The sequence below is a fragment of the Pseudorhodoferax sp. Leaf265 genome (assembly GCF_001422365.1).
In the GTDB taxonomy this organism is placed as follows: domain Bacteria; phylum Pseudomonadota; class Gammaproteobacteria; order Burkholderiales; family Burkholderiaceae_C; genus Pseudorhodoferax.
The window spans coordinates 17,186-42,184 of record NZ_LMMT01000011.1; the positions used below are offsets into that span (position 1 = coordinate 17,186).

At 61.7% G+C, this 24,999-nt stretch carries 21 protein-coding genes and 1 pseudogene; 12 read left to right on the forward strand and 10 right to left on the reverse strand.

Annotation, left to right across the window (positions count from 1 at the left end; translation table 11 throughout):
• Nucleotides 1-370 precede the first annotated feature (370 nt).
• A complete protein-coding gene (locus ASF45_RS11100; protein WP_056661522.1) occupies nt 371-964 on the reverse strand; it encodes a hypothetical protein in 594 nt (197 codons plus the stop codon).
• A gap of 336 nt (nt 965-1,300) precedes the next feature.
• Between ASF45_RS11100 and ASF45_RS35180 the strand changes: the two genes are divergently transcribed.
• The 4 genes from ASF45_RS35180 (at nt 1,301) to ASF45_RS11115 (ending at nt 6,847) form a co-directional block, all read left to right on the forward strand.
• Complete coding sequence (locus ASF45_RS35180) at nt 1,301-2,299, forward strand: hypothetical protein (RefSeq protein ID WP_156472953.1); 999 nt, start codon at nt 1,301-1,303, stop codon at nt 2,297-2,299.
• Nucleotides 2,299-3,141: a hypothetical protein gene (locus ASF45_RS11105; RefSeq protein WP_056661525.1), complete on the forward strand. Its 843-nt coding sequence runs from the start codon at nt 2,299-2,301 to the stop codon at nt 3,139-3,141. Before ASF45_RS35180 ends, ASF45_RS11105 begins: the two co-directional genes overlap by 1 nt.
• Nucleotides 3,138-5,534, forward strand: a complete 2,397-nt coding sequence (locus ASF45_RS11110) for a hypothetical protein (protein WP_156472954.1) — start codon at nt 3,138-3,140, stop codon at nt 5,532-5,534. The genes ASF45_RS11105 and ASF45_RS11110 overlap by 4 nt, the downstream gene beginning before the upstream one ends.
• Nucleotides 5,535-5,701: 167 nt before the next feature.
• Complete coding sequence (locus tag ASF45_RS11115; protein ID WP_156472955.1) at nt 5,702-6,847, forward strand: hypothetical protein; 1,146 nt, start codon at nt 5,702-5,704, stop codon at nt 6,845-6,847.
• 174 nt (nt 6,848-7,021) lie between these two features.
• Here the strand turns inward: ASF45_RS11115 and ASF45_RS11120 are convergent, their stop codons facing one another.
• Nucleotides 7,022-7,447 carry a hypothetical protein gene (locus ASF45_RS11120; RefSeq protein WP_056661533.1) on the reverse strand — a complete coding sequence of 142 codons (426 nt, stop codon included), beginning with the start codon at nt 7,445-7,447 and terminating at the stop codon, nt 7,022-7,024.
• A 485-nt stretch (nt 7,448-7,932) separates the two neighbouring features.
• On the opposite strand from ASF45_RS11120, the gene ASF45_RS11125 reads away from it, so the two are divergent.
• Nucleotides 7,933-10,689, forward strand: a complete 2,757-nt coding sequence (locus ASF45_RS11125) for an endonuclease (protein ID WP_056661536.1) — start codon at nt 7,933-7,935, stop codon at nt 10,687-10,689.
• Nucleotides 10,690-10,766: 77 nt separating this feature from the next.
• Here the strand turns inward: ASF45_RS11125 and ASF45_RS35185 are convergent, their stop codons facing one another.
• The 4 genes from ASF45_RS35185 to ASF45_RS35195 all read right to left on the reverse strand — a co-directional run bounded on the left by ASF45_RS35185 (nt 10,767) and on the right by ASF45_RS35195 (nt 13,912).
• Nucleotides 10,767-10,949 (reverse strand): hypothetical protein, encoded by a 183-nt coding sequence (locus ASF45_RS35185; RefSeq protein WP_156472956.1) that lies wholly within the window; start codon nt 10,947-10,949, stop codon nt 10,767-10,769.
• Nucleotides 10,946-11,293, reverse strand: coding sequence for a hypothetical protein (locus ASF45_RS11130; RefSeq protein ID WP_156472957.1), 348 nt, complete (start codon nt 11,291-11,293; stop codon nt 10,946-10,948). The genes ASF45_RS35185 and ASF45_RS11130 overlap by 4 nt, the downstream gene beginning before the upstream one ends.
• A gap of 718 nt (nt 11,294-12,011) precedes the next feature.
• On the reverse strand, nt 12,012-12,797 hold the full coding sequence (locus tag ASF45_RS35190; protein ID WP_156472958.1) for a carboxypeptidase-like regulatory domain-containing protein: 786 nt from the start codon (nt 12,795-12,797) through the stop codon (nt 12,012-12,014).
• 8 nt (nt 12,798-12,805) lie between these two features.
• Nucleotides 12,806-13,912 carry a hypothetical protein gene (locus ASF45_RS35195; RefSeq protein WP_156472959.1) on the reverse strand — a complete coding sequence of 369 codons (1,107 nt, stop codon included), beginning with the start codon at nt 13,910-13,912 and terminating at the stop codon, nt 12,806-12,808.
• A 615-nt stretch (nt 13,913-14,527) separates the two neighbouring features.
• On the opposite strand from ASF45_RS35195, the gene ASF45_RS11135 reads away from it, so the two are divergent.
• A complete protein-coding gene (locus tag ASF45_RS11135) occupies nt 14,528-15,667 on the forward strand; it encodes an SOS response-associated peptidase family protein (protein ID WP_162243987.1) in 1,140 nt (379 codons plus the stop codon).
• Nucleotides 15,668-15,757: 90 nt separating this feature from the next.
• Here ASF45_RS11135 and ASF45_RS11140 read toward each other — a convergent pair whose 3' ends face one another.
• A complete protein-coding gene (locus tag ASF45_RS11140) occupies nt 15,758-16,003 on the reverse strand; it encodes a helix-turn-helix domain-containing protein (RefSeq protein WP_235580876.1) in 246 nt (81 codons plus the stop codon).
• Nucleotides 16,004-16,260: 257 nt separating this feature from the next.
• On the opposite strand from ASF45_RS11140, the gene ASF45_RS11145 reads away from it, so the two are divergent.
• The 3 genes from ASF45_RS11145 to ASF45_RS34425 all read left to right on the forward strand — a co-directional run bounded on the left by ASF45_RS11145 (nt 16,261) and on the right by ASF45_RS34425 (nt 19,219).
• Nucleotides 16,261-16,728, forward strand: a complete 468-nt coding sequence (locus ASF45_RS11145; RefSeq protein WP_056661548.1) for a hypothetical protein — start codon at nt 16,261-16,263, stop codon at nt 16,726-16,728.
• Nucleotides 16,729-17,101: 373 nt separating this feature from the next.
• Complete coding sequence (locus ASF45_RS11155; RefSeq protein ID WP_056661554.1) at nt 17,102-18,022, forward strand: hypothetical protein; 921 nt, start codon at nt 17,102-17,104, stop codon at nt 18,020-18,022.
• 459 nt (nt 18,023-18,481) lie between these two features.
• Complete coding sequence (locus ASF45_RS34425) at nt 18,482-19,219, forward strand: metallophosphoesterase (protein ID WP_235580877.1); 738 nt, start codon at nt 18,482-18,484, stop codon at nt 19,217-19,219.
• 404 nt (nt 19,220-19,623) lie between these two features.
• Here the strand turns inward: ASF45_RS34425 and ASF45_RS11160 are convergent, their stop codons facing one another.
• On the reverse strand, nt 19,624-20,829 hold the full coding sequence (locus tag ASF45_RS11160) for a hypothetical protein (RefSeq protein ID WP_162243988.1): 1,206 nt from the start codon (nt 20,827-20,829) through the stop codon (nt 19,624-19,626).
• Between the two features lie 216 nt (nt 20,830-21,045).
• Here ASF45_RS11160 and ASF45_RS34430 point away from each other — a divergent pair.
• Nucleotides 21,046-21,786, forward strand: a pseudogene (locus ASF45_RS34430) (substrate binding domain-containing protein).
• Between the two features lie 959 nt (nt 21,787-22,745).
• Here ASF45_RS34430 and ASF45_RS34435 read toward each other — a convergent pair.
• The gene (locus ASF45_RS34435) at nt 22,746-23,030 is read right to left on the reverse strand and encodes an H-NS family nucleoid-associated regulatory protein (protein WP_082550949.1); all 285 of its coding nucleotides are present in this window, start codon (nt 23,028-23,030) and stop codon (nt 22,746-22,748) included.
• A 66-nt stretch (nt 23,031-23,096) separates the two neighbouring features.
• Complete coding sequence (locus ASF45_RS34440; protein WP_235580878.1) at nt 23,097-23,507, reverse strand: H-NS family nucleoid-associated regulatory protein; 411 nt, start codon at nt 23,505-23,507, stop codon at nt 23,097-23,099.
• Between the two features lie 210 nt (nt 23,508-23,717).
• On the opposite strand from ASF45_RS34440, the gene ASF45_RS11185 reads away from it, so the two are divergent.
• Together ASF45_RS11185 and ASF45_RS35200 are read left to right on the forward strand one after the other, a co-directional pair.
• Nucleotides 23,718-24,758 (forward strand): DUF6216 family protein, encoded by a 1,041-nt coding sequence (locus ASF45_RS11185; protein ID WP_235580884.1) that lies wholly within the window; start codon nt 23,718-23,720, stop codon nt 24,756-24,758.
• A 57-nt stretch (nt 24,759-24,815) separates the two neighbouring features.
• Nucleotides 24,816-24,956, forward strand: a complete 141-nt coding sequence (locus ASF45_RS35200) for a hypothetical protein (RefSeq protein ID WP_156472960.1) — start codon at nt 24,816-24,818, stop codon at nt 24,954-24,956.
• Nucleotides 24,957-24,999: the final 43 nt, after the last annotated feature.

The window sequence follows — 24,999 nt, forward strand, 5'->3', positions numbered from 1 at the left end:
TGCAGCGCCAGTGCATTGGACAGAAGCGGCGCCACGTTCGGAACTACCAAAAAAGACAGGTCGGTACGTCCACGGTGACCGGGATGCGGGATGCAGGCGCGAAAGCCGCACCGCAGTGGCGCAAGCACCTTACTTTGCGGTGCGCAAACGCCCCTCGGCATCGACCGATAGTGGTACCAACGTGCAATTGGCACCCGGGTATCGTTGAAAGCAGCCATGCGCAAGCACCGGGCTAACTTGGCCGGCCGACTGCGCCTTCGCCTCAGGCACGAACTGACGGAGGCCCAATGGGGGTGAACAGTAAGGATCCGCCCGAGCTTGCGTACCAAAAATTAGCGGCCGACCTACGGACGCGTAGCGCGCCCCATCGCTAGTGAAGATGCGAGAGCGCTCGCACTCCACGATCCTGCTGCTCGAGGCTGGCCTGAAAGGTGGCGATCAGCATGTCGGCCTCCTGCTGCGTCAACGCCTTCTGGGCCACGAGCCAACGAAACCGGGCAATCTCCTTGTCCGGCTCTCCGTTGACGTTGATCGCGCCGTACCACTGCTTCAACTGGGACCTGCGGCGTTCCATCAATTCTTTGACGATGGTGTCGTGGTGTTTCTCACCCTGGATCACGAACAGCGTGCCGCTGCTCGTGGGGAACACGCTGTAAGAGATCCGGGTGAAGCGGAACACGACCAAACAGATGCAGCCTGCAAGCAGCCAAAAGCCTCTGCCCGCGAGCGGTTCGGCATTCGCAATCGCGAAGCCGACTTGAAGCAAACCTATCACGATCCACAAGCCACCGAGATTGCGCCACCATGTGTTCTCGTCGATGCGGATGGAAGGCTTGCCGGCAACGTCGCTGTACGACGCCTCGATCTCTCCGGAACCGCCGCGATCCTTGTATTCGAACGTCAGCGTGTCGGTCTGGAAGTCGAACGTGTGGATGCTGGACCGCTTCTTCTGGGTGAACTGCATGGAAATCGGATGGTGGAGTGAGCAGCGGTTGCGACGGCGCCAGTTGGGCACGTCGCGAACGACGCCCCTTTCCGGTCCAAATGAGCCGGCAGGCATTGAACCGATTCGGCACGTCGCAGACAACGCCCAAAAACTACAGGTGGGAAGGCCACCGCCCCCACGTACCAAGTGGCCAGTGCGATCATGAACGTCAGCACATTGGTGGAAATATATGTGCAGCGCGCATAGCCTGAACGGACACCCATCACGATTGAGACGCAACATCCGTGCACCCGGGTACGCCCAATCATTCAAGCCACGTCGCTTATGAGCTGTCCTAAGGATCTGCTGTCCGTCATGTTGGAAGACCGCGACGGCCGTCGATGGTTACGAAATGCGATCGACGCCCTAGATCACAAGTTGATCGAACGCGAAACGCTCAAAACCCTGCTCCTTGAAATAGAAGCGGAATGGCGCGACATGAAGCCCCAAAAATGGCCCGAGGCCATGGTGAACGTGTGCACCGGACAACGCCAGCGACCCGGCGCGGCGCGTGCACGGTTCACCCTCGTTGGGCCCTCCGTCCCCATCGATGGCCACTCAGCGGGGGAATGGTCGTACCTCATCACGGGGGATGCGTGGCTGACCCATCATGTCGATACGTCCAAGCCCAGTGCAAGCCCATGGCCAAGCTTCCCTCTGAATCACGATGCCTCGGCTCTATCCGATTTCAGGCAGTTCGTCGAACGGGAAGACTGGTTTGTTCCGGCAAGCGAGACCGCCGGGGCTTGGCTTGGAAGGCCGGCGGCGCAGGGGGCTACCTGCTGGGTCAGCACCAGCGAAATGGACACGGCGGTGGATGCGCCTCGCTCGCACACGCACGGCACCAGCCGCGAGGTGGGATGGGCTCTTGGCTTGGATCACACGCCGGATGAAGCGCGCATTCGGTACCGGATCGATGCTGCGGCCGTACGCGGTGCAAAGCGCGTCGACGGGCGCAGGCCGACGCCCACGGATCTGCCGAACCGATGGTTTCGAACGAAAGTGTCCGGCTCACGCGGCAAGCACTACAACAGGCATGGCTGGGGCGCCACGGTCGATCTGCACGCCGTTTGGGACGACCGCGCGATCACCGACGGTCGACCCGAGCAAGTCTTACCTTCGATTGAACTGAGTGACAGGAATGTCAAAGGCATCGATTGCATTCTTCCTTCCGAAGATGACAAGGAATTTAGCGATCCTCACTTGAAGTTTGACGACCTCCTGCATAAGCGCCGAACGCCATCCGAAATAAAAAAGCAGATTCGTTCGCGAATAGAATCACTGTATCGCACCAGAAACCGAAGAGCGACCTGATGACCGACTACAACTCGCTAAGCGCCGCTGCTTTCACCGATCTTCTAATTGAAAAATTGGACCAGTACAAGCCGAAGGCGGGCGTTCATTCTTCGTTCATGTTTTATTTTGACGGGCAAGATCCGTTCGCATTTTCTCAACCGTCGCGCGCCATTCACTCGTTGCATGCAAGTTTGAGCGAAGCGGCAAAGCGGAATTTCGAGGAAGCGCTCCTCAACGTCATCGGTGCCCGCAACCATGCATTTTCGACAGACGTCGTTCAGCAGCTTGCCATGGCGGTCGGTAACTTGCGAAAGCTGCGACTTGTCTCTCCACTGATGAGCAGGATCAAAGCGCGTGCGGCTCGAACCCATGCTCCCCGCGACTTGTTCGTCATTGCCATCATGGTTTTGAAAGGGTTCGGCGCCCAAAAATCGGTTTTCGAGGCCACCAAGGACTTGATGGGGATGAGGGGATTTCCAAACGATCTGGTCATCGATGGCCTTGAGATCTTGGTTGCCGGAGACGGAGATTTTTGGGACGAACGATTTATCCAGTGGCGATCGGCACTTGAACTCGACTATGCGGCCGACCACGCACGCGTCAAACAGCGTCTGCGGCATGCGGCCGATTGGTACGTCAAAAACTTGTCAATCGACGCGCTCAAAGACGGATTTGACCGATTGCGTTTGCGCGACCATGAATCATTGCATCGCAAACCGTTGCAACGTCGCACGGACGTGACGGCGGCATTCGTTTGGGCGTTGCTTCAAGCGGAGCCAAGGCTTCAGGAGTTGATACCGTCGCCTACGATTGAAGAGGCTGAGTTCGGTTTGTGTGCATTCCTGGAGGCTGCTGAATGACAACACATCCAGATTCGAACGAACCGGAATCGGAAGCCGCGCTTCGGATGCTGAAAGATGCGGCCACGCTCTCCGAACTCTGCGCCCTGCACTGGATGGACGAAGATCGGCTTGAAGGTGAACCAAGGGAACTGATTCACTATGCGGTCGACACCGGTCTCGTCGTGATGTATGCGCAGCCCTCGAGAAAACCGGAGCGACATCCTGCGGTGTTTTCCCAAGCGCCGGACATACACGAGTCCGAGCTTGCCTTGGTCGGCGACCTTGTCATGCGCCGGCTCAATGCGGCCACGGCGGATGCCTTTCCCCCGGGAGGGAAATTAGCTCCGCTGATCGCCCTTCCCCCGCATGACGAGGAGAACAAAAGGGTGGTGCTGGCCATCGCACGGGACGCGGAAGAGTTCCTGGCGGACGTGAAGCGGCGCCTACCGACACTGGTTGCCAGAATCACCGAAGCGATCGCGGGCGCGTCGGAAGCCGAGGCGAGCCAGCGTTTCCTCAGTGTCTTGGCCGAGGACGCTCCGGCACTGGCTGCCTGGCTCGGCGGCACGTCTCCTACGGAGCTGTTGAGGCTTCTTCCAAAAGGCCGATTGGTGCCACCCAAGTTGCATCCCGCGTTCGGAGAAGCCCGGGATCGCCTTCGTTACCCGACCGGTCGGCTCGCGAATGGCCGTCATGTCGAACTCGCCGACGTCGCGGATGCATGGTTCAAACGCATGACCCGGAACTTGCGCGAAATGACGCCGGACCAGGCGAACAAACTCAACGACGACGCTTGGGCCCTGGCGTACCTTGACTGGATCAATCGGGATGCCGTAGAACGAGAACTAAGACAGCGCGTTGTGCTCGTCACGACCAACCAATTGGTCGTCAATGCGGCAGTATCGTTCAAAACCCACCACGCTGGCTTTGCTCACTTCGGAGAAGCCTACGTCCGAGATGCTCGATCACTTCTCGGCGCCAAGCACTGTTTTGCGCCGACACCCACCGAAAAAACTGAGTTTCGCATCCAGGAGTTTTTGTCCGTTCTGTTCCCCAATTCCATCTATTCCGCGACCACCCGCTTCCCTAAGGCCGCAACCGTCGATGTGAACGCGAGTGCGATCCGCAGATTTCTGAGCGGTTGGGACATGGATAAGAAACTCAACCTGCTGACGGCTGCCGGCGGAGCTACGGAGCGGACCTCCAATTTTCCGGACGACGACCTGGCACGCTGGAGACAGGTGGTGACCGGGACGCTCGCCCAAGTGGTGATGAATCGCCGTCAACAACACGGCGAGACAGCGCTTCCTGGAAACATTGGCGACAAGGTCAACGTGGAGCTATTTCTGGAAGACCTGATCCGCAGCGTCCAAGCGTCCTTCGCCGACCTTTACTTGCGTATGGGTGTGATCGGCGTGGAGCAGTTGCTGGATGGGGATCACGACGTGAGAGGTTTGCCTGCGCTCCGCTTCGACCCGTTGTATCCCCGGGCCCAGGCGCAAGCGCAGGCTCTTAGCGAGTTGATGTTCGACAGGGAGAAGAGGAAGGCCTTCGATCTCGAGCACATGTACGCCGAGTTGCAGCATGAGGACGACAGCAACTATCACGCGCACGTCCTTCATGCCTTCGTGTTTGCAAGCTCGGGGAAATGGCTGCAGGCTCGCGTGTTGTGCCGCATCGCGTTGGCCGTCGTCGAAGGCATTCACGAGAACCAAAAGAACGGACGCCTAGGTCGCGAGGCCGCCTACTTGATGGCCGTTGCCGAGCGCCGTTTGGCTGGCCGCGTGGCAAAACTAGATCATGCACGCGAAGCGCTCACGCTTGCGCGGGAGCGCAGGGACCCCGGAGCCGGCGTGGACGAGCGCTTCACCGCAGAGGAACTGGCCCAGGACGTGACCGAACTGCAACTCGGCTTCTTCACAGCCGACCGCAAAGAACCGGTGGAAGTGCGGCGCTACCTGACACGAGCCGAGAACATCGTATCCTCCGTCGAAGCTTCGGGCGAGACGGTGAACTGCATTCGCTACTGGATCATTCGTCAGGCAGTCACCAACGCCTTGCTAGCAAGCCTGGTTGCCGCGTTATGCGGACAGCGGTTTCCCCAGGAGCTTGGGCGGATTCGCGACCTGCTTGCAAAGCTTGCTGACCTGGGGCTCGCACCTGATCCGGCCAGTAGGCACGCCAAACATCGGTATCCTGATGAAGTCTCCGATTTCGTTTGGTTGATTTGCGCGACCCATTTCGGCGATCAGAAGATCAGCTCAGGGGCGCGCGATGCTCTGCAAGCGTTCGCCACGAAGCACCAATCCATCGCGCACCTCTCCCAGCTAGAGCAGCTTCGCTGGGTGAAGTTCTTGAACTTGGTCGGCATCGAGGTGGATCACCACGACACGATGTCCAGCAAAGCCTAGCGTTTCGGCGTCAGCGCTCACGGAACAACGGTCTCTCTCGCCTCCCTTGCGAGAGGGTGGTCGGAAGCGATGTTCAGCGCTTCGTGCCGCTCCGAGGCGATCGTGCACGCCACGGGCTTCTTGCAGCGCCCGCAGGGTTTGAACGGACCTGTGAACGAGGAGCGAAGATGACGCATCTAGATCCGCACCCAAAGCCTGACGCCCTCACAGCGGAGCGGCCGGGCATGATGTGGTGGTCCCGCATGGTCTCGCTGTCCAACCGATGGCGAGGCGTCGAGTTCGCGGCCTGGACCGCACTCCTGATGGGCGTTCTGTCCGTGGTTGTCTTCGGTTGGGTGACCGCAGGCACCGGTCCCGGTCGGGACGTGCCTTCGTTGCTCTACCCTTACCTCGCCGCCGCTTCCGTGTTCGTGACCACGTGCGTCTGGATTCTGATGGCCGCTCGTGTCGAGGCGGACCCTTCCCAAATCTTCCCGGAGCATTTTCGCTTGGCACGCCGATGGGCGCTCTGGACGTTCGCCTTGACGACCGTGGTGCTGTCGCTGTCTGGTCTCGCGGGCGAGCCAGGCGCCAACGCCGTTCGCAGCTTGAGCAACTACATGTTCCGCACGGTTAACTGGCTGACGGCGCCGTTGGTGCAGCGGTTCGCGCTTCCGTTCGCGGTCGTCACGGCGCTGGGAAACGCTCTCGCCTTGAGCACGCTGGTCTACATCGGCACGCTGTGCAACGCCATCGTGCTCGCGGCGACACACACCGTACGCGGTGGCCGCGATCCCGTCGGCCGCACCGCGCTCCATCTGCGAAGCCTGATCCACAGGCTGCACCGCTACCTGATCATGGCTTCGGCGCTCATGGTGACGAGCACGCTGACCCTGTACCTTTTCTTTGGGGTGGCCGCTCAAATCCAGGAAGCTGCGGCAAGCGGCACTGTATTGCCGCAGGCATCCTCGTTCGCGCTACTGTGCGCGCCAAAGCAGCCAGACGATGCTGGGCAGACATGTACCTTGACTGCAGCGTCGTCGCCCAATGAGAAGTCGAAGAGGTCGTCCAGTCCGGCCTACATGGCGCTGGTGTGCGGCCTTTCGTTCACCGGCGTACTGTTCGTGCTCTTCAATGCGTGCAACGCAGCGCTGGACGATCGAATCCTCCGCCTCGCACGGAACGCGCACGCGCTGCAAGGCGGCCGCTTCAGCATGAAGACCTTTCACGAGCAGTATGGATTGGATGGCACCGGGCTACACGGTCACATCATGCAGGGGCTGGCGGTTACGGCTCCTGCACTGACGGGCTTGTTGACGCTTTTATCGAGCTGACCAGCTCCAACACCACGTGAAGGAGCAAGTCGGGTCGCCCCGATCGCTGGGGCAAAGACTTTCTACTTTATCCGAGAGTCGGCGGCGTCCTCCGCACCGTCATCCAACAACGTGCGGACGCGAGGTCGCGTGGCGCATCGCCGCACCCGGCAGCCCCGCCCGCACTTGCGCGCATCACTCGTCCAGCGCGCGGTGGACGGCCTCGAAAATCCGTTTCGCGACGTCTGCGTTGTCACGGGCCTGGTCCGCGACGTGGTCGCTGCGATCCTTTGCAAACCATTGGATGGCGTAGTCCCGCGTGGCCAGATCCTCCACCGACTGCGTCGTGGCTCCATACGAGCGGCAGGCGCAAACGATGACCTCGCAGCCCGCGTCGACGAACCGCTTCAAACTTGTTGGCAGTCGGCTGGCGGGGTCGCCCTGTGTCTCGACGCCCACTTTGCGTCCATCAATCACGAGGACGAACGTCCGATCGACCTTGTAGCGCCGCTCCTCCACCTGCGCATGCGGGTACGCGGCCTTAAGCAAATCGATCACGAGATTCAACGTCGTGCTCTTGCCGCGGTTGCTCGAGCCGCTCAACGCCAAAACTGTCTTCATCACGTCTCCGAGAGGATGGTCTGCTGGCCCCGCGAAGATGCGCAGGCAGGTGGATCGGGGACAGGCCGACCGGCACCGCCCCAGAGCGCCACCTACTGGACCCGCCGTCAAGCCCAAGCATACGGTGCCGCCAAGACGCGCTGTCACTTACGCGCGCCTCTTCGCCACACCTGCAGCGCATCCTGCAGCGTTCGATGGGCATCCATCGATCACCGAAGTGCAGGCAACGACCGTCGCGCGCATGCCGAGCGCTTCGGCGATCGACAAAGACATGGGCCAGGTGCGCAGCACGACGCCCCACTCAGGCGTCCGATCCGCAGCCTTGTGCGGTGCCGCAATCGATCGCCGGCGGTCGGAGCCGCCAATCCGCCGAGGCCGCGTCGACGTGAGCGCACCATCCGACGCGATTTGGGCCGCGTCCTTCAAGCTGAGGATGCGCGGATCGCATCACTCGAAGAGCATGCGGCTCCCAGATTGGAGGCCCCATGATCTTCGACGGAAACCTTGACATCGCCGCAGCGGCGGCGCGCCGCTGGCAGGAACGCATGCCAGAGCGGGGGCGGCGCGAAGGCATGCCAGTCACCAGCGTGGAAACGCCTGAGCGAATCGAGGCCCGTTTGAAGCGCTTGACGGACGGACCGTCGATGATCCCTGCTTCTACGGACGAAGTCCGCCTGAGCTTGCCCGAAGCGCACGTCCTGCGCGAAATGGGTCTGGAGCGCACCATTGGAAAAAGCGACTTCCAAGGAATCGCCTTCTTGGAGTTGGCGTTGGCGGTGTCTCGCTTCGTCGGGCGCATCAACATTCGTTCGGCGCCCAACCGCGGCGCAGGGTTTGGCACGGGATTCATGGTTTCACCGCGCCTGTTGATGACCAACAACCACGTCCTGCCCTCCCCCGAGTCGGCTCGCTTCAGCGAGGTGGAATTCGACTATCAGAACGATCGCACCGGTCGACCACTCCCTTTGGTGCCCTACGCGCTTGAGCCTGGCACGTTCTTCATGACGGACGTGGGGTTGGACTTCACCCTCGTCGCCGTCGCCGAACGGTCTCGTCAGGCAACGCCAATCGAACTGAAGCGCTACGGATGGTCGCGCCTCATCGCGGAAGAAGGCAAGATCCTGATCGGCGAGCACGTCAACATCGTCCAGCACCCCAAAGGGCAATACAAGCAGTTCGTGTCTCGGTCCAACGAACTGGTCGACATGCTGGAGAACCATCTGCACTACGTCACGGACACCGAGCCCGGGTCGTCGGGTTCACCGCTCTACAACGATCAGTGGGAGGTCGTGGCCTTGCATCATTCAGGCGTTCCGCGAATGCGCGATGGTCAGTACATCGACAAGAACGGCAACCCCTGGAACGGCCGCGACGCCGACGACATAGATTGGGTGGCCAACGAGGGGGTTCGCGTCAGCCGCATCGTCCGGCACATCGAAGCGCAGCAACTCGACCGCGAGCGGGGCCGACTGCGGTATGAGTTGCTGACCTTCGAGCCGCCAAGTCCGTTCGAAGCCAACCAGACCGTCCCGGATTGCGGTAACGATTCCGGAGGCCGTGACGCAATCGCGACGGGCAGCCCCAAGAACGCCTCCGTCTCACCACAGCGATCGGGCGCGATCACGGTCACGATCCCGCTGCGCGTGACCGTCGAACTCGGTGCGCCGCTGGATTCGCCCGCCCTTGCCGTAAGCGTTCCACTAGCAGAGCCCGATCCGGTCATCAAACCGCCCAGCGTCATCAGCCACAACCCGGAGCTGGCACGCGCGCTGTCCGAACTGGAAAGCGCAAAGACCCGGCCATACTACGATGCCAAATCGGACGCTCGCGCGCGTGACCGGTACTACGACGCATTCGACTCCGAGGCCGAACCGCAGGTGCTGTTCCAGCGGCTGCACCAGCTGGTGAAGCGAAGCCACACGACCGAGCTGCGCTACAAACCGGCCCTTCACGTCTACCCCTGGGTCGACCTGCGGCCTGGCACGGCGCCGTCCGTTCGCAGCATCTACTCCGACAAAGGGTTTGACCCTCGGGAGCTGATCAAGGAAGACTACCGGATGGACGTCGAGCGGGAGCGGCTGCGGGAGTCGTTCACGGCCGTGCGATCCGGCGCCCTGGACGGCGCGTTGGACCTGCTTGAAGCCAGCCTGCCCTACAACTGCGAACACGTGGTGCCGCAGTCGTGGTTCGCCAAGCGCGAGCCGATGCGTGGTGACTTGCACCACCTTTTCACCTGCGAGCCCCGGTGCAACAGTTTTCGCAGCAACACGCCGTACTTTGATTTCCCGGACTTCGAAGAAGCGGTCAGGAGCGAATGCGGCAAGTCCGAATCGGAGGGCTTCGAGCCATTCGCCGGCAAAGGCGCGGTGGCGCGGGCGACCCTTTACTTCTTGCTGCGCTATCCAGGCGAGATCGACGACAGCGCCAAGGAATACACCGAGATCGATCTCGCCACGCTGCTTGACTGGCACCACCGTTACCCCGTGGACGAGTACGAGCGGCACCGCAACGCTGCGATCCATGAGAAACAGGGCAACCGCAACCCTTTGATTGACCATCCAGAGTGGGCACCGCTGATCGATTTTGCGAAGGGGTTGGGACGACGCGCTCGCGAGGCGGACCGAGTCGGCGCGGCTGCGGGGAACGAGCCTGAACGACTGGCCGAGGCCATTCATGCGATCGCGACGCTAGATGCCGCGGCGCCCACCTTGGCGGCGCTCGAACAAGCCGAAGCCCAGTTCGGTTCGTACGTAGGCGCACCGCCGCAAGTCCAGCTGCTGGACGATGGCCGCACCGTCAAGCTGATGGCTGCGTTGACGTACGTCGCGGCATCGGGTGAGCGATGGCCAGTGGACGTTGACGTTGTGGTGAACGGGGCCTCTATTCCACGAGTATTCTGGAGCTTGATTGGCGGCCCATTCGAAGGTCGTTACCGTGACGCATCGATCGTTCACGACCGCTATTGCGACCTACGTTCCCGAGCGTGGCAAGCCACGCACCGCATGTTCTACGAAGCCATGCGTTGCAGCGGGGTCGGTCGCGCGAAGGCCAAGCTGATGTACTACGCCGTCTATCGCTTTGGGCCGCGTTGGTCCGTTGTGCAGGAGGTGGATCTGCAAACGTTCGAGCGACGTGTCCCCACCGACGCCGATGCCTCAAGCCTCCTAGCGGACGCGCGCTCGATCTACGCGAACGACCCGTCACTGGAAGAGATCGAGGCGATGGCCTCGGCGCGTGGCTAAGCGTTCCCCGGCCTCGTGCAAGGCGCCCTCAGAGGGCCGTGCTCTGGCCTCCATAGCCCCCCCTTGACGTCGCTGTATCATTTTGCGACCTGCTGCAGGAGTTCCTTCACCATCTCAGCCGGCGCGTGGTCCGCGTCGATAAGGACGGCAACGCGAAGTACATCCGTGTTGGCCAAAGATTCTTTCAGTCCGTCGCACCGCTTGCCGGCCGCCAGGCGCACGTTCGACGGCAGCCGCAAACGGGGGTTGCCGGACTTCACGCCTGCAAAGCAAGAAAGCGCAAGTATTCGTTGACCCGCCGCACCTTGTAGCTGGCGATTTCCAGTTCGTCCTGCGGCACCGGCAAACCAGTCTCCAGCAAGATCGTGGCGGCGGCCCCTCGCAACGCTTCGTCGAAACCATGGGCGTCCAGAGGAAATGCTCTTGCATCCTGACCTCTGCTGGTTCGCCACACGGCGATCCAATCGAAGGCGGCGATCCCTGGCCGCCGGCTGTTGAAGCGCAAGGCCAGGCAGTACTCCCGTCCGCGCGGGATCGACAACGGGTCGGACTGCGGCTGCTCGCCGGCAGGCAATCTCAGCTTAGAGGCGAGCGTGGATTCCAAGGGCATCGATAGGAAGTTCTACGAGAGGGCATATGCGACAGCCATCGGCTGCGGGCTGGCCGCCAGCACGACAAGGAAATGATGTCGACCGCTTGCAGTATCGCCGCCCCCGTTCGGTTGCCCCACGCTTTCGTAGTAAGCCTCGACCGTGGCGGGTTACAGCTTTCCGACGTAGAGACTTGCGCGCGTTTGCGCGATTTGATCGGGTCGACGAGTCATCGAGATCGGTGCTGGCCACGGCTTGCTGGCTATGCCAAACCTCGAACAAGACGCGATTATCAGCGATGCTCGTTGCCAATGTGGTCCCCGGCACAACGCAGGCCCATCCGCGATTTTCCAAGAGAAGCTAAGAAGTCATGGACGCTGTCAGCATCGAGAGCAAGGCGACCTTTCGTGCATTATCGTTCAGGCGGCACCGCGCTCAGTGCGGCTCCAATATCTCAAGGCCAGCGACCAGTCCGCATTGAAGCAGCCCTCCGCCGTAACTCCCAAGGTCCCGGTCAATGTAAACCTGCCCAGTAGTCATCTACCTTCGGCCCCGAACTGACGCAAATAATTTTAGCTGCGGCAATTCAAACCCAAGGGGCGACTCGACGCCACACCGTGTTGACTCCCGCCCGTGTGCGAGGGAACCGAATTTCAACGCCTGCACAATGGTGTGTCTCGTTGATCGCTGCAGTTCAACCAGTTTCTTAGCTCCTCACGTTCCGAATGAATTTCATTTCGGCTGATGCGCCATGAAATCACTAAATGCAGGAGCGGATTTGTCGATCTTCAGATTGTCGGTGAAGACTGCGTTGCCGATCGGTAGTTGAACTTCCTCGAGAATTTTTGCCTTGTCCGCCTGAGATCGAACCGAACCCGTCAGCACCACCCGGCCCGGATTGCTCCAATCAAAATCTGCCGTCACAGGTGCGGACGAGCTAGCGAACTTTTCGCGCAGCTGCTTGACCGTACCGTAGTTCTGGTTCGCAATAACCACGCCGGAGTAGAGCTGCGGATCCGCTGATTGGAGGACACGGAACGTCTCCGCCTTCCGCTCAGGGGGCAGCGACAATGCGGCTTCAAGCTGCGGTGGTTTCCCTGCCGATTTGGCAGCGCTATCCACCATCGCTTGCGCCAATGCACTGTAGTAGCCGCTGCTTCCCTTCAGGTCTGCAAGCAAGATGTCAGCCTGTTGAATGCCGGACAAACTAACGATCAACTCTCTTGGATTCGGACCCCAACCCGTCTTCGAGAACACCACTTTCGGTGGCACGAACATCGGTGATTTGACCGTCAGACTGTATTTTCCCTCGGCGTTGGTCGTTGTGCTTGGTTCAGGTGGTTGGGATAAGGCACCAGGCCCACGAACGACAACACCGGCCAGTGGTGCGCCAGTGCCTGCGTCAAGGACCCTGCCCATGATTCGCCACTCGATCGAGACGATCTTGCCTGGAGTCTGGGCCTCGACATGGAGGCTAAACAAGGCGATGGTTGCGACAACGATGTGAAGAATTTTCATTTCGCCTCCTACTTCTGAATGCAATGCGTCTGTGCCGCATTGGCTAGCTTCTTCATCTCTTCGAGTGAAACGCCTTTGAAACTCCATTCCGCAACCGGTGTAGTGCGGGCAGAGAGCTTAGGCCAGGTCCATCGAACCACGACGACCTCCGTGCCAAAGGCCGAAGAGTCAGCAGCTTGCGGCTTGGCTAGAAACCAGTCCATCACCAACTTCCCACCCTTGGGCGGCATCAAGGTTGTAGAACACTCAATGCCGCCCGGGGCATCACGGCCTACCTCGATCTGTGACAGCATGATGGGAAAGGTCGGCCGAGCGTCCACGCGCAGCGCAAACGGCTCGGGCTCTTCCGCCCACGACCGGAACGGTATGGTCGCCTTGAAGGGTGCCTTATTACTTAACATGCCCGCTTTTGCGCTCGCTGTGACCTCCAGCGTGTAGGTCCCGCGCTTGGGCGTTTGGCCCACGACAGTGAGCGTGTGGCTTTTTCCCGCACCAAGCCCCGCGAGGGGGCTGTCAGCAACCTTAAGGGGGATTGCAACTCCGCGTGCTGACCGCAGTACCGCTTCAACTTCGATGCGCCCGTGGTTCACTGAGGAAAGAAAATTCTCAAGCTTCACCTTCGCACTGAACGACTCGCCTTCAATCTCGTGTTGACCATCCGGTTTCTCCAATGCTACTGACAACTCAGGCGGCGTAGCGAGCTTTTCGTAAACGCCCACCAGCACCTGAATCGCACCGGCAATGCCAGATAGCGTTAGAAGGATCTGCAGCGGCGTGAATCGCTTCCACCACGGTTTAGACGGTGTTGCCAAAGGACCCAGTCCACCGGCGAGGGCTAGCGTTGCGCCGATCCTGTCCGACAGCGCCGCGCGGTTCATCTCAAAATGGTCTTGGCTTGCCCAATACGTGATCAGCGCGTCTCCAAAGTTTGAATGGCGCACCCGTTGCACGGCCTGCAGACCTTGATACTCGGTGAAAGGCCGTTCAGGTACGAGAAGGGGATGCGCGGATGACATGACCGCCAAATAGGGCAAGGGCCTGGCTTGGACAGCAATGTCATCATGCGTCTTGCGCAGCGTGTCCTGATCTGGTGGATCGGCAGCCATTTTGGTCATCGGCGACTGGAATCGTTCTCGAGGTAGGTGGGAGCGAACATCAGGGATGCCTCCTTTCGGTTTCCTCTAGTGCGTAGGCCGGGCCGCGTCGTGCGCGCTTAGCGTTTCAGCAGGTCGCCCTCGGGAGCTGAGGTGAGAGGTTCCCGGTAGCTCGTCAGTCGAGGTCAATGGTGCCTCACCAAAATGCACTGTTCATCCTCAGTGCTGTGTACGGGAAAGTACGGCTTGCCGCACCGTGGTGCTCGTAGGATCAAACGGACATAGTCGTCCATTCGAGGTCGTGGGTTGAGCAGGGGACCGAATCAACGGCGCAACGGCCTGGTGGCCGGAGCGATGGCGAGCGCCGCGTTTGGCGCGCCGCTGTCGCCGTTCAAGGAATGCTTAAAGCCTTTTGCCATACTTTGACGGCGCTCGATGCCCTAGTACGAATCATCTCCCTGCCAGATCGGTGAGTCACTGTTCCTGGTAGTCAGCCGCGTGAGGAGTCAAATTTGCACCGGGATCAGAACCGCTCAAGCGGGCCGAACGGCACACCCATGTCGCCGGGCTTACGTCATTGCCAGCGGGATCCGCAGCTTGGTCTGCTCGCCATGGGCGGCATCTCTCCAGGACGCCGTGTTCAAGGAGGCAGTCGGCACCGGAACCAAGGGTCGGGCGGCCGAAAGCGGTCGAGACACCGCAGCAGGCGCCCCTATATGCTTCACCGCCTCCATGTACTCAGCCCACGTCTGGACCGATCCGAAACTGTATGCCTCCCACTTCGGCGCGACCCTCCATCACCAAGCCTTCGTGGAGAGCTTCGCGCGTCGCGCGGCTGGTGGAAAAGTGGTCTTGCCACCGGAGCTCGATCAGGCGTTCCTTGAAACTCAAGAGCCGGAGTTGGAGGCGGCCCGGGACCTCGTGATCGCGCACCGCTTAGCTCAGCTACGCGCGGCGGATGAGGAGATCGCCTCGCAGTCCGCGCGCATGGCCGACGCCACGCAACGGTTGGCAGCCGCGCCAAGCAAGGGGGCGGGACACAGCCTGAGGATGTCGGCGCAAAAGGTGGCTTCAGCTCAACGTCGAAGGACGTTGTTGGTCCAAGGGGCCGAGCAAACCCAGGTCGGCCGCGTGTTTCCAGGCACCTACGTGCCGGTGCTCTTGGTGCACGAGGGCCGGCTGACCGTGCGACCCATGCGGTACCAATGCCGTCCGTCGCACGTCGAGCGCCGCATGGAAAACCTGCTGGACGCGCCGCATCACGCGCGCAGGGACGGGCTGTCAGGACGTTGGCGCCGGGAGTTTGAGCACGCTCACGGGATCGTTGCCGTGGAGTCGTTCTTCGATGCGGCGTCGCTGCATCGCCTTCGGGCTCGTCAAGTTGCACCGGGCGAAAGCCTCGAAGCTCTCGAGCTGGAATTCCTGCCAACCCCGCCGCAGACGTTGTACGTGCCGTGCTTGTGGGCGCATTGGCAGCGGCCTGAGCAGCCAGACCTCTGGTCGTTCGCGATGATCATCGATCGGGCTCCGAGCGAACTCGTCGCCATCGGCCAGCAATGGTGCCCCATCACGATCAGGCAGGAAAACGTCCAGGCGTGGCTCACTCCCGACACGAGCGATCTGCCAGCCCTGCACGCGCTGCTTGACGACCGCCCCGCCTTGCGCTTCAAGCATCTCCCCTCCTCGCCGGAGCGAGAACGCCTTGCAAGACCGGCACCGACGAAGATCATCAACCTCTGGCGGCCTTCGAGACCCGATACCCAGTCGGGCACCTGACAACCGCCCACCGCTGCTCGGCGCGAACTCAGCACACCCGCGGCGCTTGGCCGGCGACCGCAAGGACGGGCCGTAGAACGTGTGAGGCGGCTAGTCGCGTTTCGCGTCGGCCCCGGCCTTCAGCTGCGTGTCGAACTCCTTGACCAGGTCGGCCGTGCTGCAGCCAAGCCCCTTCGCGATCTTCACCACGACCACGAAATTCGGGACCCGCTCGCCGCGCTCGAGCCGGCCGATGTGAGCGCGCTCCACACCTGACTCCATGGCCAAGGCGAGCTGCGAGAGGCCGACCGCCGTGCGCTTGACCAGAACCGCATCCCCGAAGGCGTTTGCGATCACCGGGTCGAACGTCGTCGAACCGGTTCTTCGTCCAGGAGGGAGCTGATGGGCCACATCCGCAAGGTTGCCGATAGACGTCTGAAAAAACGACGTTTGATCAGACGCATTTGCGCTACATTCGGGCTTGCAAACCAAGCTCGCGGTTGGTCGTGGCCCTACCTGCCCGACGCCTGCATGATCACGGTCCCGGCGCACCGTCCCGATGAGTGCCGCATCCCGCGAGCAACGGCAACCAAGTGGCAACCAGAGGGATCTCAATGGCAGTTCAAGTCCTAAAAGGCGTTATCAAAGAGCTGGGACCGGCGGTCGTGGACACCGACGACAGCGGCCCGTACGCCGACGTCACCTACACGTACATCGAGTTCGAAGACGGTCAGATGCTTCGCCAGGTGACGGTGATGGCAGGGCTTGACGGAAAGCTGGACAACGCGTTCAAGGACCGTCAACCTGTCGAACTGCACGTCTTCAGAATGAGGAAGAAGTACCTGTTGATGCTCGCGCTGAAGACGCACGAGGGAAAGATCTACGCCACCGACATCAGCGGAAATTTGGTGGTGCAGTACGCCTTCGCGTTCTTCATGACGTTGGCCGGCTTTCCCCTTATCTTGCTCTGGGGCATCGGCATCGCCATGATCTTCATGGGCGGGCTGCAGTTCCGCGCGCTCTCCCGCGTGCGCAAAGGCCGCGCGTACCTCAGATCTCTTCCTAACGCGATCACGGTCTGACGGCCTCAACATATGGCCCGCGCCGCCTCCATGCCCAGGTGCAATCGCGCACGGAACGCAGCACACGCGCCCCCGTCGGCCTCGCTCGCAGGCACAACATGACGTCCGGCCAGCCTACCAATCCCTCCAACGACTTGCTCCGGCGGCTTGGGCGCGCACTCCGCAAGCCTGGCTTGCCCCGCAGTTCGGTCTTCACGGGCGACCCGGGCGTGTACGCCTACTCCGTGCATCCGGACGACCCGGCCCTCCTGATCCGCGAGGACGAGGCCGGAACGCAAACGGTAGGTGTGATCAGGAACGGCCGATTCCGCCCTGGCCGGAGCGGCAGGTAGACCCCGCCAGCGCCGGCTTGCATCCCTCAGGAGAGCATGGCATGTCTGACCACTCGAAGGTCCACGATCTGGTCGCTCGCTATCCGTACATGTTTGAGGTGGAGGAACTTGCTGTGTACGCCGGGTGGATCGACCCGATTCAAGCGCTGTGCGAAGAGATCCACGCGCAGCTGGAAGCCGGCGCCTGGACCTTTCACTTCCTGCAGATCAAGGAGAAGTTCGGCGCCTGCCGCATCTACTTCTCTCTCGGCCTGCGGCCGACGGAGCCTGGCACGGACGTTGCTCGTCAGAATCTGGCACACCTGAAAGAGCACATCGGCCACCGAGTCGAGGCCGCCGAGCTGGAATGCAGCTCCCGCTGCATCGTCTGCGGTCTTGGCGCAACGCCCCAGCGCCATGGCGCCGAAGTAGCGCCTCCTCTCTGCCAGCAACACGAGTGGTCGCAAGGCCAACCCAATCCGCGGGAGATCGCGCCGATCCCCATCCCCGGCCCTGCAGGGTCGCTCGCGGGCGGTTCAGCCGCTCAGCACAAGCAGGTCCCGTCTTCTCGCAATCCGGGCTTCACTTCCGACTCCGAAGTGGAACTCACGCGCGCAACGATGGTGCGCGAGGGGTTGCTCATCGAGCCCGAACGGCTGGCACGGAGCTGGGGAGAAAGCGTCGAGGCGCTCGCGCAAGCTTGCAAGCGCAAAGAACTTTTTCTGCTTCGGGTAGGAGGACGCGACTTCTACCCTGCGGTGTTTGCCAGCCTGTCGAAGGACGAGGTGCACCGAATCAACTTGGAGCTTCGTGGCGACGACGACGCTGGGAAGTTGATTTTCTGGTACCGCACGCATGGAGGCGTTCGAGGGCAGAACTTGAGCCAGGCTCTTCGACGCGGAATGGTCGATCGCGTGCTTGAGCTGGCGTTGGCATGGTCGGAAGAGCGCGGGCTCGTCGCAATCCGTTCTCCTAAAAGTTGACTGGCATGCCGTCGCACCCAAAACCTTCACACGTGGCGCGAACCCGCGTAGCGTCGTACGATTCGCTGAACTGCCGCGCCCTCTCATATGCCAACGTCCAGTTCCCCTCCTCGGCCATTCGGTCGTGGCCATGGGTGCCTGCGAGCAGACGGTTCCGATCCCTACGTTCGCGATGGCACGACCACCGCGTTGAAGCATGCGGAGAACGGGCGAACTCACGGTGGATCGGCACCGGTGCGGTGGCTGGAAGAGCAAAACGCTCCAGTCGAACTGCAGCCGCCAGGTGAACGTCGGGAGACAAGGCAGATGACGGGCTCGTTGACCAGCGACGAGGTGAGGCAGCTCCGAGAGATCGCTCGCGAACGTGGCATCGAACTCGCTCGAGCATTGGGCGTTCGGATCGTGTAAGTCATGCAGCACGGCCACATTGGCGCCGAACGGCCATTGGTTTCGTGAACGATGGGCCCCGTTCTGTACTGCGGCGACCCTCATGGCAGGTTCGATCACATCATCGAAGCCGCGCTCCGCACGAACGCGTCGGCTGTCGTTCTGCTCGGGGACCTGGAACCGAAGCGCGCCTTGCATGAAGACCTCGATCCAATTCGTGAACGGGTGTGGTGGATTCCCGGCAACCACGACGCCGATTCCGACGACCTCTGCATGCGGGTTTCGGGCAGCGGCCTTGCCGACAGGAATGTGCACGGCCGAGTCGTGACTCTGCCGGATGGAACGCAGCTGGCCGGGCTCGGCGGCATCTTTCGAGAATCTGTCTGGCATCCCTCGGAAGGTGCGGCTCGTGGCGGCAAACCGGCGTTCCGATCGCGCGACGAGCACGCCGCGTCGACGCCGCCGCATAGGCGCTGGCGAGGGGGCCATGAACGGATGCATTGGGGCACGATCTACTCGGACGAGGTGGATCGCTTGTCCGAGCTGCAGGCTAACGTCTTGGTCACGCACGAGGCTCCTGGCTACCACCCATACGGCTTTGATCTCCTGGACACGCTCGCGCAGTCGATGGGAGTCCGCGCACTCGTGCACGGACACCGTCACGACCGCCTGGACTCAAGCGCGTTCTGGGGTTTGCAAGGTTTCGCTTCAATTTGGGGTTGGGCTTCGTGGCATCACAGCGGTCTCAGTCTCTCTGGACTGCAAGCGCGTCCGTGTCGAGGTGGTGCGAAAGGGCGCACTGGACGATAGGCGGGGGTCGCGATGACGGCGCTAGCTAGCGGCGACCATGCAGCTTCTAGGAACCTATCGGATCGTTGCGAGACCCTGCCATGGCATGGGCGTTGCCCTCGCATTGCCGTCCCTCGCATCCATGGCGCCGCAACGGCCGGCCATCCAAGCCAGCAAGTACAAGTAGTCTGGATGAAGGGCCCTTGAACGACGCTACCACCCTGCCCCTGTGACCCGGCCGGGCGTGCTGCTGGTACATCGCTCCAGCTGTGCACTCAGGGTCGCACACCTGCGACTATCGCAACCTGCTGCCAACGTCGCCAATCGGGGCGAGCACATGCCGTCCGCGCAGCCGAGGCAGTCCGATCGAGATCGGCATGTGTTGCCGATGACCCTTCGGAGCACCAACCCCACTCGATACTCGGTCAGACGGCGCGTTGGCGCACCGACCCCGCGACGCTGCAGTGGATCACTCGAGCACCGCGCTCCATAAGATCCATCGCCTCGTGCGGACGGCCCGGCATGCCGTGTGCGATCCTCTTGTGCAAACGTTCACTGATGTCCGCCGGAAGCGCCTCCCACCAGCTGGGCCTGAAGTAGACGTTCTCAAGATACTCGAGCGCAAGAGCGAGCACGGCGTCGCCCTTCTCATCGTCCGCCAGCGTCTCGAACGAGTCAACAAGCCTTGCCGCGGGACATCCGGCATCTCCGAACCAGCCGAGCACCACGCAACTTTTCCCATCGAGCCGGGTGACGTTGACCGCGATCTGGCTCGTGATCTCGGGATCGGTAAGGACCTGGATCTGCTTGCCACCAAAATCGAACTGCGGCATGAAGGCGCCAGCAGCTACAAACGGCAGTTCAACGTCGAACGTGACCCCGCAGACGTTGAACTTCTGAAAATCCTGACTTCTGTATGTTTGATCGTACAAAGCCTTGTTCGCCATCACGTCGTCCAGCCCCTTGCGCATGCCGACGCCGTGAAGATGAAGAATGCTCTGCAACTGGACTTGCTTCGCAAACGGCATACCTCGATCCACCGTGTCGCGATTGCCCTGATGAGCCGCGAGCGAGGCAGCTTTCGTCGCAAGCTCGTACGTCACGGCCCGGAGCGACAAAAGGAAGCAGTTGCTCACGTCTAGGATGGAACCCGTACGTTCGACGGGTCGAAAGAGCGTTGTGTCGTGATGATTGCAGTAACCAGGGAATGTCGAGGCCCGAGAAACACCCATCTTGGCCATGTCCACTTGGCCGTTGTTCTTTGCGATGTCCCGCAAGCCTCTCTTGAGCGAATACACGTGACCGCCCTCCGCGATCGCGGCCAGACCACCGCGCTTCTGCACCGTGTGGGACTGGATCGGCTCGATCGTCGAACAGCTGCTTGGGGAGGCGTCCGGGTGCTGGCAAACGCCTTGAGCGTAGAACCCGTCCGCGACGGATTGCGCTTCACCGTACGAAACTCGGGGCTGAGTACCCCGCTCCTTGTGGCAGAACTTCCACTTCCTACGGGAACCGCACCAACATGGCGAATACGGATCGAACGGAACCTCGACCGCTTGAAGCGGATTCATCCATCCCGCGCTTCGCACGAGGCTGTCGAACGCCGATGCGTGTTGCCGAAAATCAGGCATGCCAGAAACCAAAGAGTGGAAGATCGACCGCGAATTGTGCTCGAAGGAGGCACGGAGAGGCGCTTGCTGCGCCCACTCGCGGCTTAAGCAGTTCGGTGCTCCCCCAGCCGAAATCGACCGAGCAGTCCGAGCCTATGACCGGGCTGTCGACGCGCATCCGCCTCGGCAGCCAGGTCCAGCGACGGAAGGTCAGACGTGCGCGTCCGCGCCGAGCAGATGCTGACGCATGCGGCTGCGCAAGAATGGACCGTCGCGCGGCGGCAAAGACGTCGGCACGGGGCGTCTGGTACCGCCTCCAAGCCCCAGGGCCGGCTGCGCGTGCAGTGCATGGCGAGCTTCGGTCAGCACTACGTCGCGCCGATGCTGGCCGACTTCTGCGCGCACCACCCTGAGATGACCGTCAACTACAGCACCTCGCAATACTTCCCGGACCTGCTGGCCCGAGGTGTTGACGTGAGCCTGTAGTTGTCCGAGGCCCTCGCCGATTCGGGCCTGGCCGCTCGCCGACTTGGCACCTCGTTCGCGGTGGTCTGCGCCGCGCCTGCCTATCTGGAGCGGCACGGGGAGCAGAGGCATCCGTCCGAACTTGCTGGGCACTACTGCCTTCGCCTCATCAACCCCTCCATCCAACCCGAATGGCGGCTCACGACATCGGACGCGACCATGCAGACGCTGGTGCCGCCGGGCCCATTGGTGGCAGACAACCCAGACCTGCTGCTGGACATGGCCGTGCGTGGCAAGGGCGTGACCCTGTTGCCGCTGTTCTCCGTCATCGACGCAGTACGCGATGGACGCCTGCGAAGGGTGCTGCCGGCATGGAGGTCGCCCGACATCGGTGTATTTGCGCTGATGCCCTCGCGCCACTTCATGGATGCACGCACGCGCGCCTGGCTGGACTGGTCGGAACGCACCATCTCTCCGCAGCTGCGGGAGGACGCCCAGTTCTTCGGCGTCTGAGGCCTCCCATGCCTTTGTTGCGGCAAAGGTAAGGGGCATACGCCGTTGGCCATGTTGTTGCGCCAAGCGTGCTTCCAAAGAACGCCCAGCATTCGACACCGAGACACGATGAACACATCAGCAACTGCGGTGCTGTCTCCAGCCGCGCCCGTTTCCCATTCCGGAACCTCGCTCACCGACAAGTACCTACGGGACGAAGACACAGGCTACATAAGCGACATTCAGGCGCCGAGACGATCGAACCGGACGCTACGCGCGGCGGGGGCGCTGCGCCGCAGGACGTGATTGGACGTTGAGCTTGACGACGCGGGCGGCGCGGCCGCTTCGTGCTCATGGTCTTTCAGACCACCACGAGGAGACGGGCCGTCGGCGCCGTCTTCAAGGCAAGGGAAGGACCTGTCGATGGGCCCGAATCAGCCTTGAGATCGCCAAAGCTTCCACTTGCGATCAGGAGACCAATCCGAGAGCGGACGCAGGTCAAGCGAGTCGGGCAGCGACCGGTCGGCGCCCTTCCCTGCGCGTCGGCGCAGCTCGGTTTCCAGCAGGTGTGCTTCGCCCCTCGCCTCGCGCACGCCCCGAAGCGCTCGGGCGCGCATCAATGCCGCCCGCTCAACCAACTCCGTATCCGAGAGCGCTCCAAGATCCATCAAAATTCATTTTGCCGCGCGCAAGTCAGTTCACGCCAGTGCTGCGCGCGTGTCGACCACGGCCGTGCCGCCGCGCCATCCAGGATGGCGGACGACCAGCGTCGGCGCAACGGGTCCCACGGTCCTGAGCCGAAGACTCGCTTCTTCCAGCTCACGATCACCGGGCCTCAGCCTCGTCGGGTGACGGCCCTCGCCAAGCATGGCGACCCTCGCGACGTCGCCAAGAGGCTGAGCGCATTCACTTGCGGCCAGGCGTTTTCCAAATGCAAAAGATCACTTGGACGACCTCCAAGGCTCCGTGCTCAACCCTTATCAGGAGATGAGAAAGGAGTCGCGATCGCCGCTGGCGATCCAATCCGGCGCACGGCCGCGACCGGTCCACGTGGCGCCCGTTTCTGGATGCCGGTACTTTGGAGGGACCGTCTTGCCTGCATCCGCACGCCGGGCTTTGCCGAACGCATCGGCCATGGTGAGCCCGAAATCTTCCACGATCGCACGGACTTGCGCGATCGCCGTTGCGCGTTCGCTCTGTCGCATTTCCGCGATTTGTTGCTCCAGCGCTTCGCGCTGGCGAAGAAGTTCTTTGTATTCAGACATAGATAACGATGAAATGGTCGATGGTTGCGCCCACGGCAAACGCGGAGTCGACGAGGAGTTCAGGAGTTACGCCATCGACTCGGCCGGCGAAATGATCAGTTCCGCGACATCGGTTCCCGCCTCGATCGCCGAGACGTACCAATTCGGCCGTTTGCCCACTCCATTCCAAGTTTTCTCGCTCGATGGGTCCTTGAACTTCGGCGGCGCTTTTGGCTTTGCCTTCGCGCGGGCCGTGCGGTTCGCTTTCTGAGAAATCGGCGAGGGCTCTGAGGCCGACGACGCACCCTTCGCCCGCTTGCTCGTGGCCGATGCACCAGACGGGGCGGAAAAGAGATCGGCGGGCACGAGCCCATAGAACGAAACAGCTTCTTTGATTCGACCGATCACAAGAGCTATTTCCTTCTCGCGTACGTCCTCGGCCTGCTTTTGCAACGCTTCGATCTCGTGCTGCAGCTCAGCGTACGTGCGCTGTCTCACCTGGGCTTTTCTGGGCATTGGTAGCTTGTGCAGTGGAGTGATCGACCATCTTAGCAAGGTCGGTTCTCGGCGGATGCACGCCGCGTGATTCCGATGCATGCGGCGATGGCCGCAAACTGTTCGCGGGTTGCTCGGTTGACCTGCGAAGACACGAGTCAGAAGATCCGACGCGCATAGACTCGTCGTCCTTTAAGAGGCCGCGAGTTGACCGTGAATGGCGGTACGGCGCGCGCGCTTTTATGTGACCTCGACACCGTGCCGAATCGAGCATGGTTTCCCTTTCGAACCTTCACCATGCCCTTGACCGATCTATCCTCTCTTGCCACTGCCTCGACGACATGGCTGGCGGCCGACTGGAAGTTTTTGTTGCCCGTGTTTGCTCTCTTCGGCGCCGCGGTTTGGGTACGGCAGCGCACGGGGTCGTCGCACGTGTTCGGCAGAACGATCTTGCGGCGCTTTTTCAAGTCGCGGTCGACGCAGCCGGGCCGGCTGGACGATTTTCTGGACGAGCGCGACAAGCTGATGGAGTTTCGCTTCCTGACAGGCCTCAAGAGCGCTCCAACGATTGCGGCGGCAGAACGAATGGCACAGTGGTCGCGGCGAAACGATTTGGACATCGACCTGGTCAGTCGTGCCCAAGGGTTCCTCGATTTCAACGGTCCTGGGCTCACCGCCAAGTCGCCGGGACCAAAAGCCGTGGCCGCGATCGAAGCGGCGTCCGTACTCATCGCGGCGATCGCCGCCTTCGTGCTGTTTCTCGGAGCATTGACGCCGGCGGTGGTCCGAGTGATCGCGTCGGATCGCCACTATGTCGTCGAACCAAACCGCGCGCAGCAGCTATCGGCCTTCTTGACGGGTGGCAATCGTGGGTTTAGCAAGAGGCACTGCTCGGACGTAGATGCTGTCGCCTCAAGAACGGGTTACGTCAAAAGTGACGTCGAAGTGCTGTGCGGCCTTCTCAGCGATGACGAGGGCCTCGCCGCGATCGACGAGGCCCGCACCGCGCAGCTGTGGCTGATCGCAGCGCTGGCTACCGCTCTTCTGGTGTTGGCTTGGCAACTTCATCTGCTGCGCACGCGCGCCCAAGCGGTCCTTGACCTGCGCACACGCATGACGGAGGCGCTCGTTGCCCGCGGAGAAGCGTTCTTGGCTCGTACGGCCAGCCTGGCACTGCATGCGCGCTCGAGCCAACGCCTCAAGCCCGAAGATTTGACCAAGGCCACCTCGTGCCGGCCGGACCAAACGAGGTAAGCCCGTGGTGCCGCGCCTGCAACTGGCGCGATGTCTGAAGGGGACGCGAGTTCCAGAATGCCCGACCTCAAGAACACGATGCCTCGCGACGCGGGGATCATGCATGCGGACGGCTTTTTTAAAATTGGCGGCAGGCAACGTCCGGATTTTGTGGCCGAACTCGCCCAATGGGCCAACCCGGGGCCGCAGGCTCGCTGACCGATGCGACGTTGAGCGGAGCGATTGTCGGGGCACCGCAGGT

Excerpts from the sequence above, each read along its gene's own strand:
- ASF45_RS11100 (WP_056661522.1), bottom strand. The coding sequence starts at position 964 with ATGCAGTTCACCCAGAAGAAGCGGTCCAGCATCCACACGTTCGACTTC.
- ASF45_RS35180 (WP_156472953.1), top strand. The coding sequence starts at position 1,301 with ATGTTGGAAGACCGCGACGGCCGTCGATGGTTACGAAATGCGATCGAC.
- ASF45_RS11105 (WP_056661525.1), top strand. The coding sequence starts at position 2,299 with ATGACCGACTACAACTCGCTAAGCGCCGCTGCTTTCACCGATCTTCTA.
- ASF45_RS11110 (WP_156472954.1), top strand. The coding sequence starts at position 3,138 with ATGACAACACATCCAGATTCGAACGAACCGGAATCGGAAGCCGCGCTT.
- ASF45_RS11115 (WP_156472955.1), top strand. The coding sequence starts at position 5,702 with ATGACGCATCTAGATCCGCACCCAAAGCCTGACGCCCTCACAGCGGAG.
- ASF45_RS11120 (WP_056661533.1), bottom strand. The coding sequence starts at position 7,447 with ATGAAGACAGTTTTGGCGTTGAGCGGCTCGAGCAACCGCGGCAAGAGC.
- ASF45_RS11125 (WP_056661536.1), top strand. The coding sequence starts at position 7,933 with ATGATCTTCGACGGAAACCTTGACATCGCCGCAGCGGCGGCGCGCCGC.
- ASF45_RS35190 (WP_156472958.1), bottom strand. The coding sequence starts at position 12,797 with ATGAAAATTCTTCACATCGTTGTCGCAACCATCGCCTTGTTTAGCCTC.
- ASF45_RS35195 (WP_156472959.1), bottom strand. The coding sequence starts at position 13,912 with ATGACCAAAATGGCTGCCGATCCACCAGATCAGGACACGCTGCGCAAG.
- ASF45_RS11145 (WP_056661548.1), top strand. The coding sequence starts at position 16,261 with ATGGCAGTTCAAGTCCTAAAAGGCGTTATCAAAGAGCTGGGACCGGCG.
- ASF45_RS11155 (WP_056661554.1), top strand. The coding sequence starts at position 17,102 with ATGTCTGACCACTCGAAGGTCCACGATCTGGTCGCTCGCTATCCGTAC.
- ASF45_RS34425 (WP_235580877.1), top strand. The coding sequence starts at position 18,482 with ATGGGCCCCGTTCTGTACTGCGGCGACCCTCATGGCAGGTTCGATCAC.
- ASF45_RS11160 (WP_162243988.1), bottom strand. The coding sequence starts at position 20,829 with ATGCCTGATTTTCGGCAACACGCATCGGCGTTCGACAGCCTCGTGCGA.
- ASF45_RS34435 (WP_082550949.1), bottom strand. The coding sequence starts at position 23,030 with ATGTCTGAATACAAAGAACTTCTTCGCCAGCGCGAAGCGCTGGAGCAA.
- ASF45_RS35200 (WP_156472960.1), top strand. The coding sequence starts at position 24,816 with ATGCCCGACCTCAAGAACACGATGCCTCGCGACGCGGGGATCATGCAT.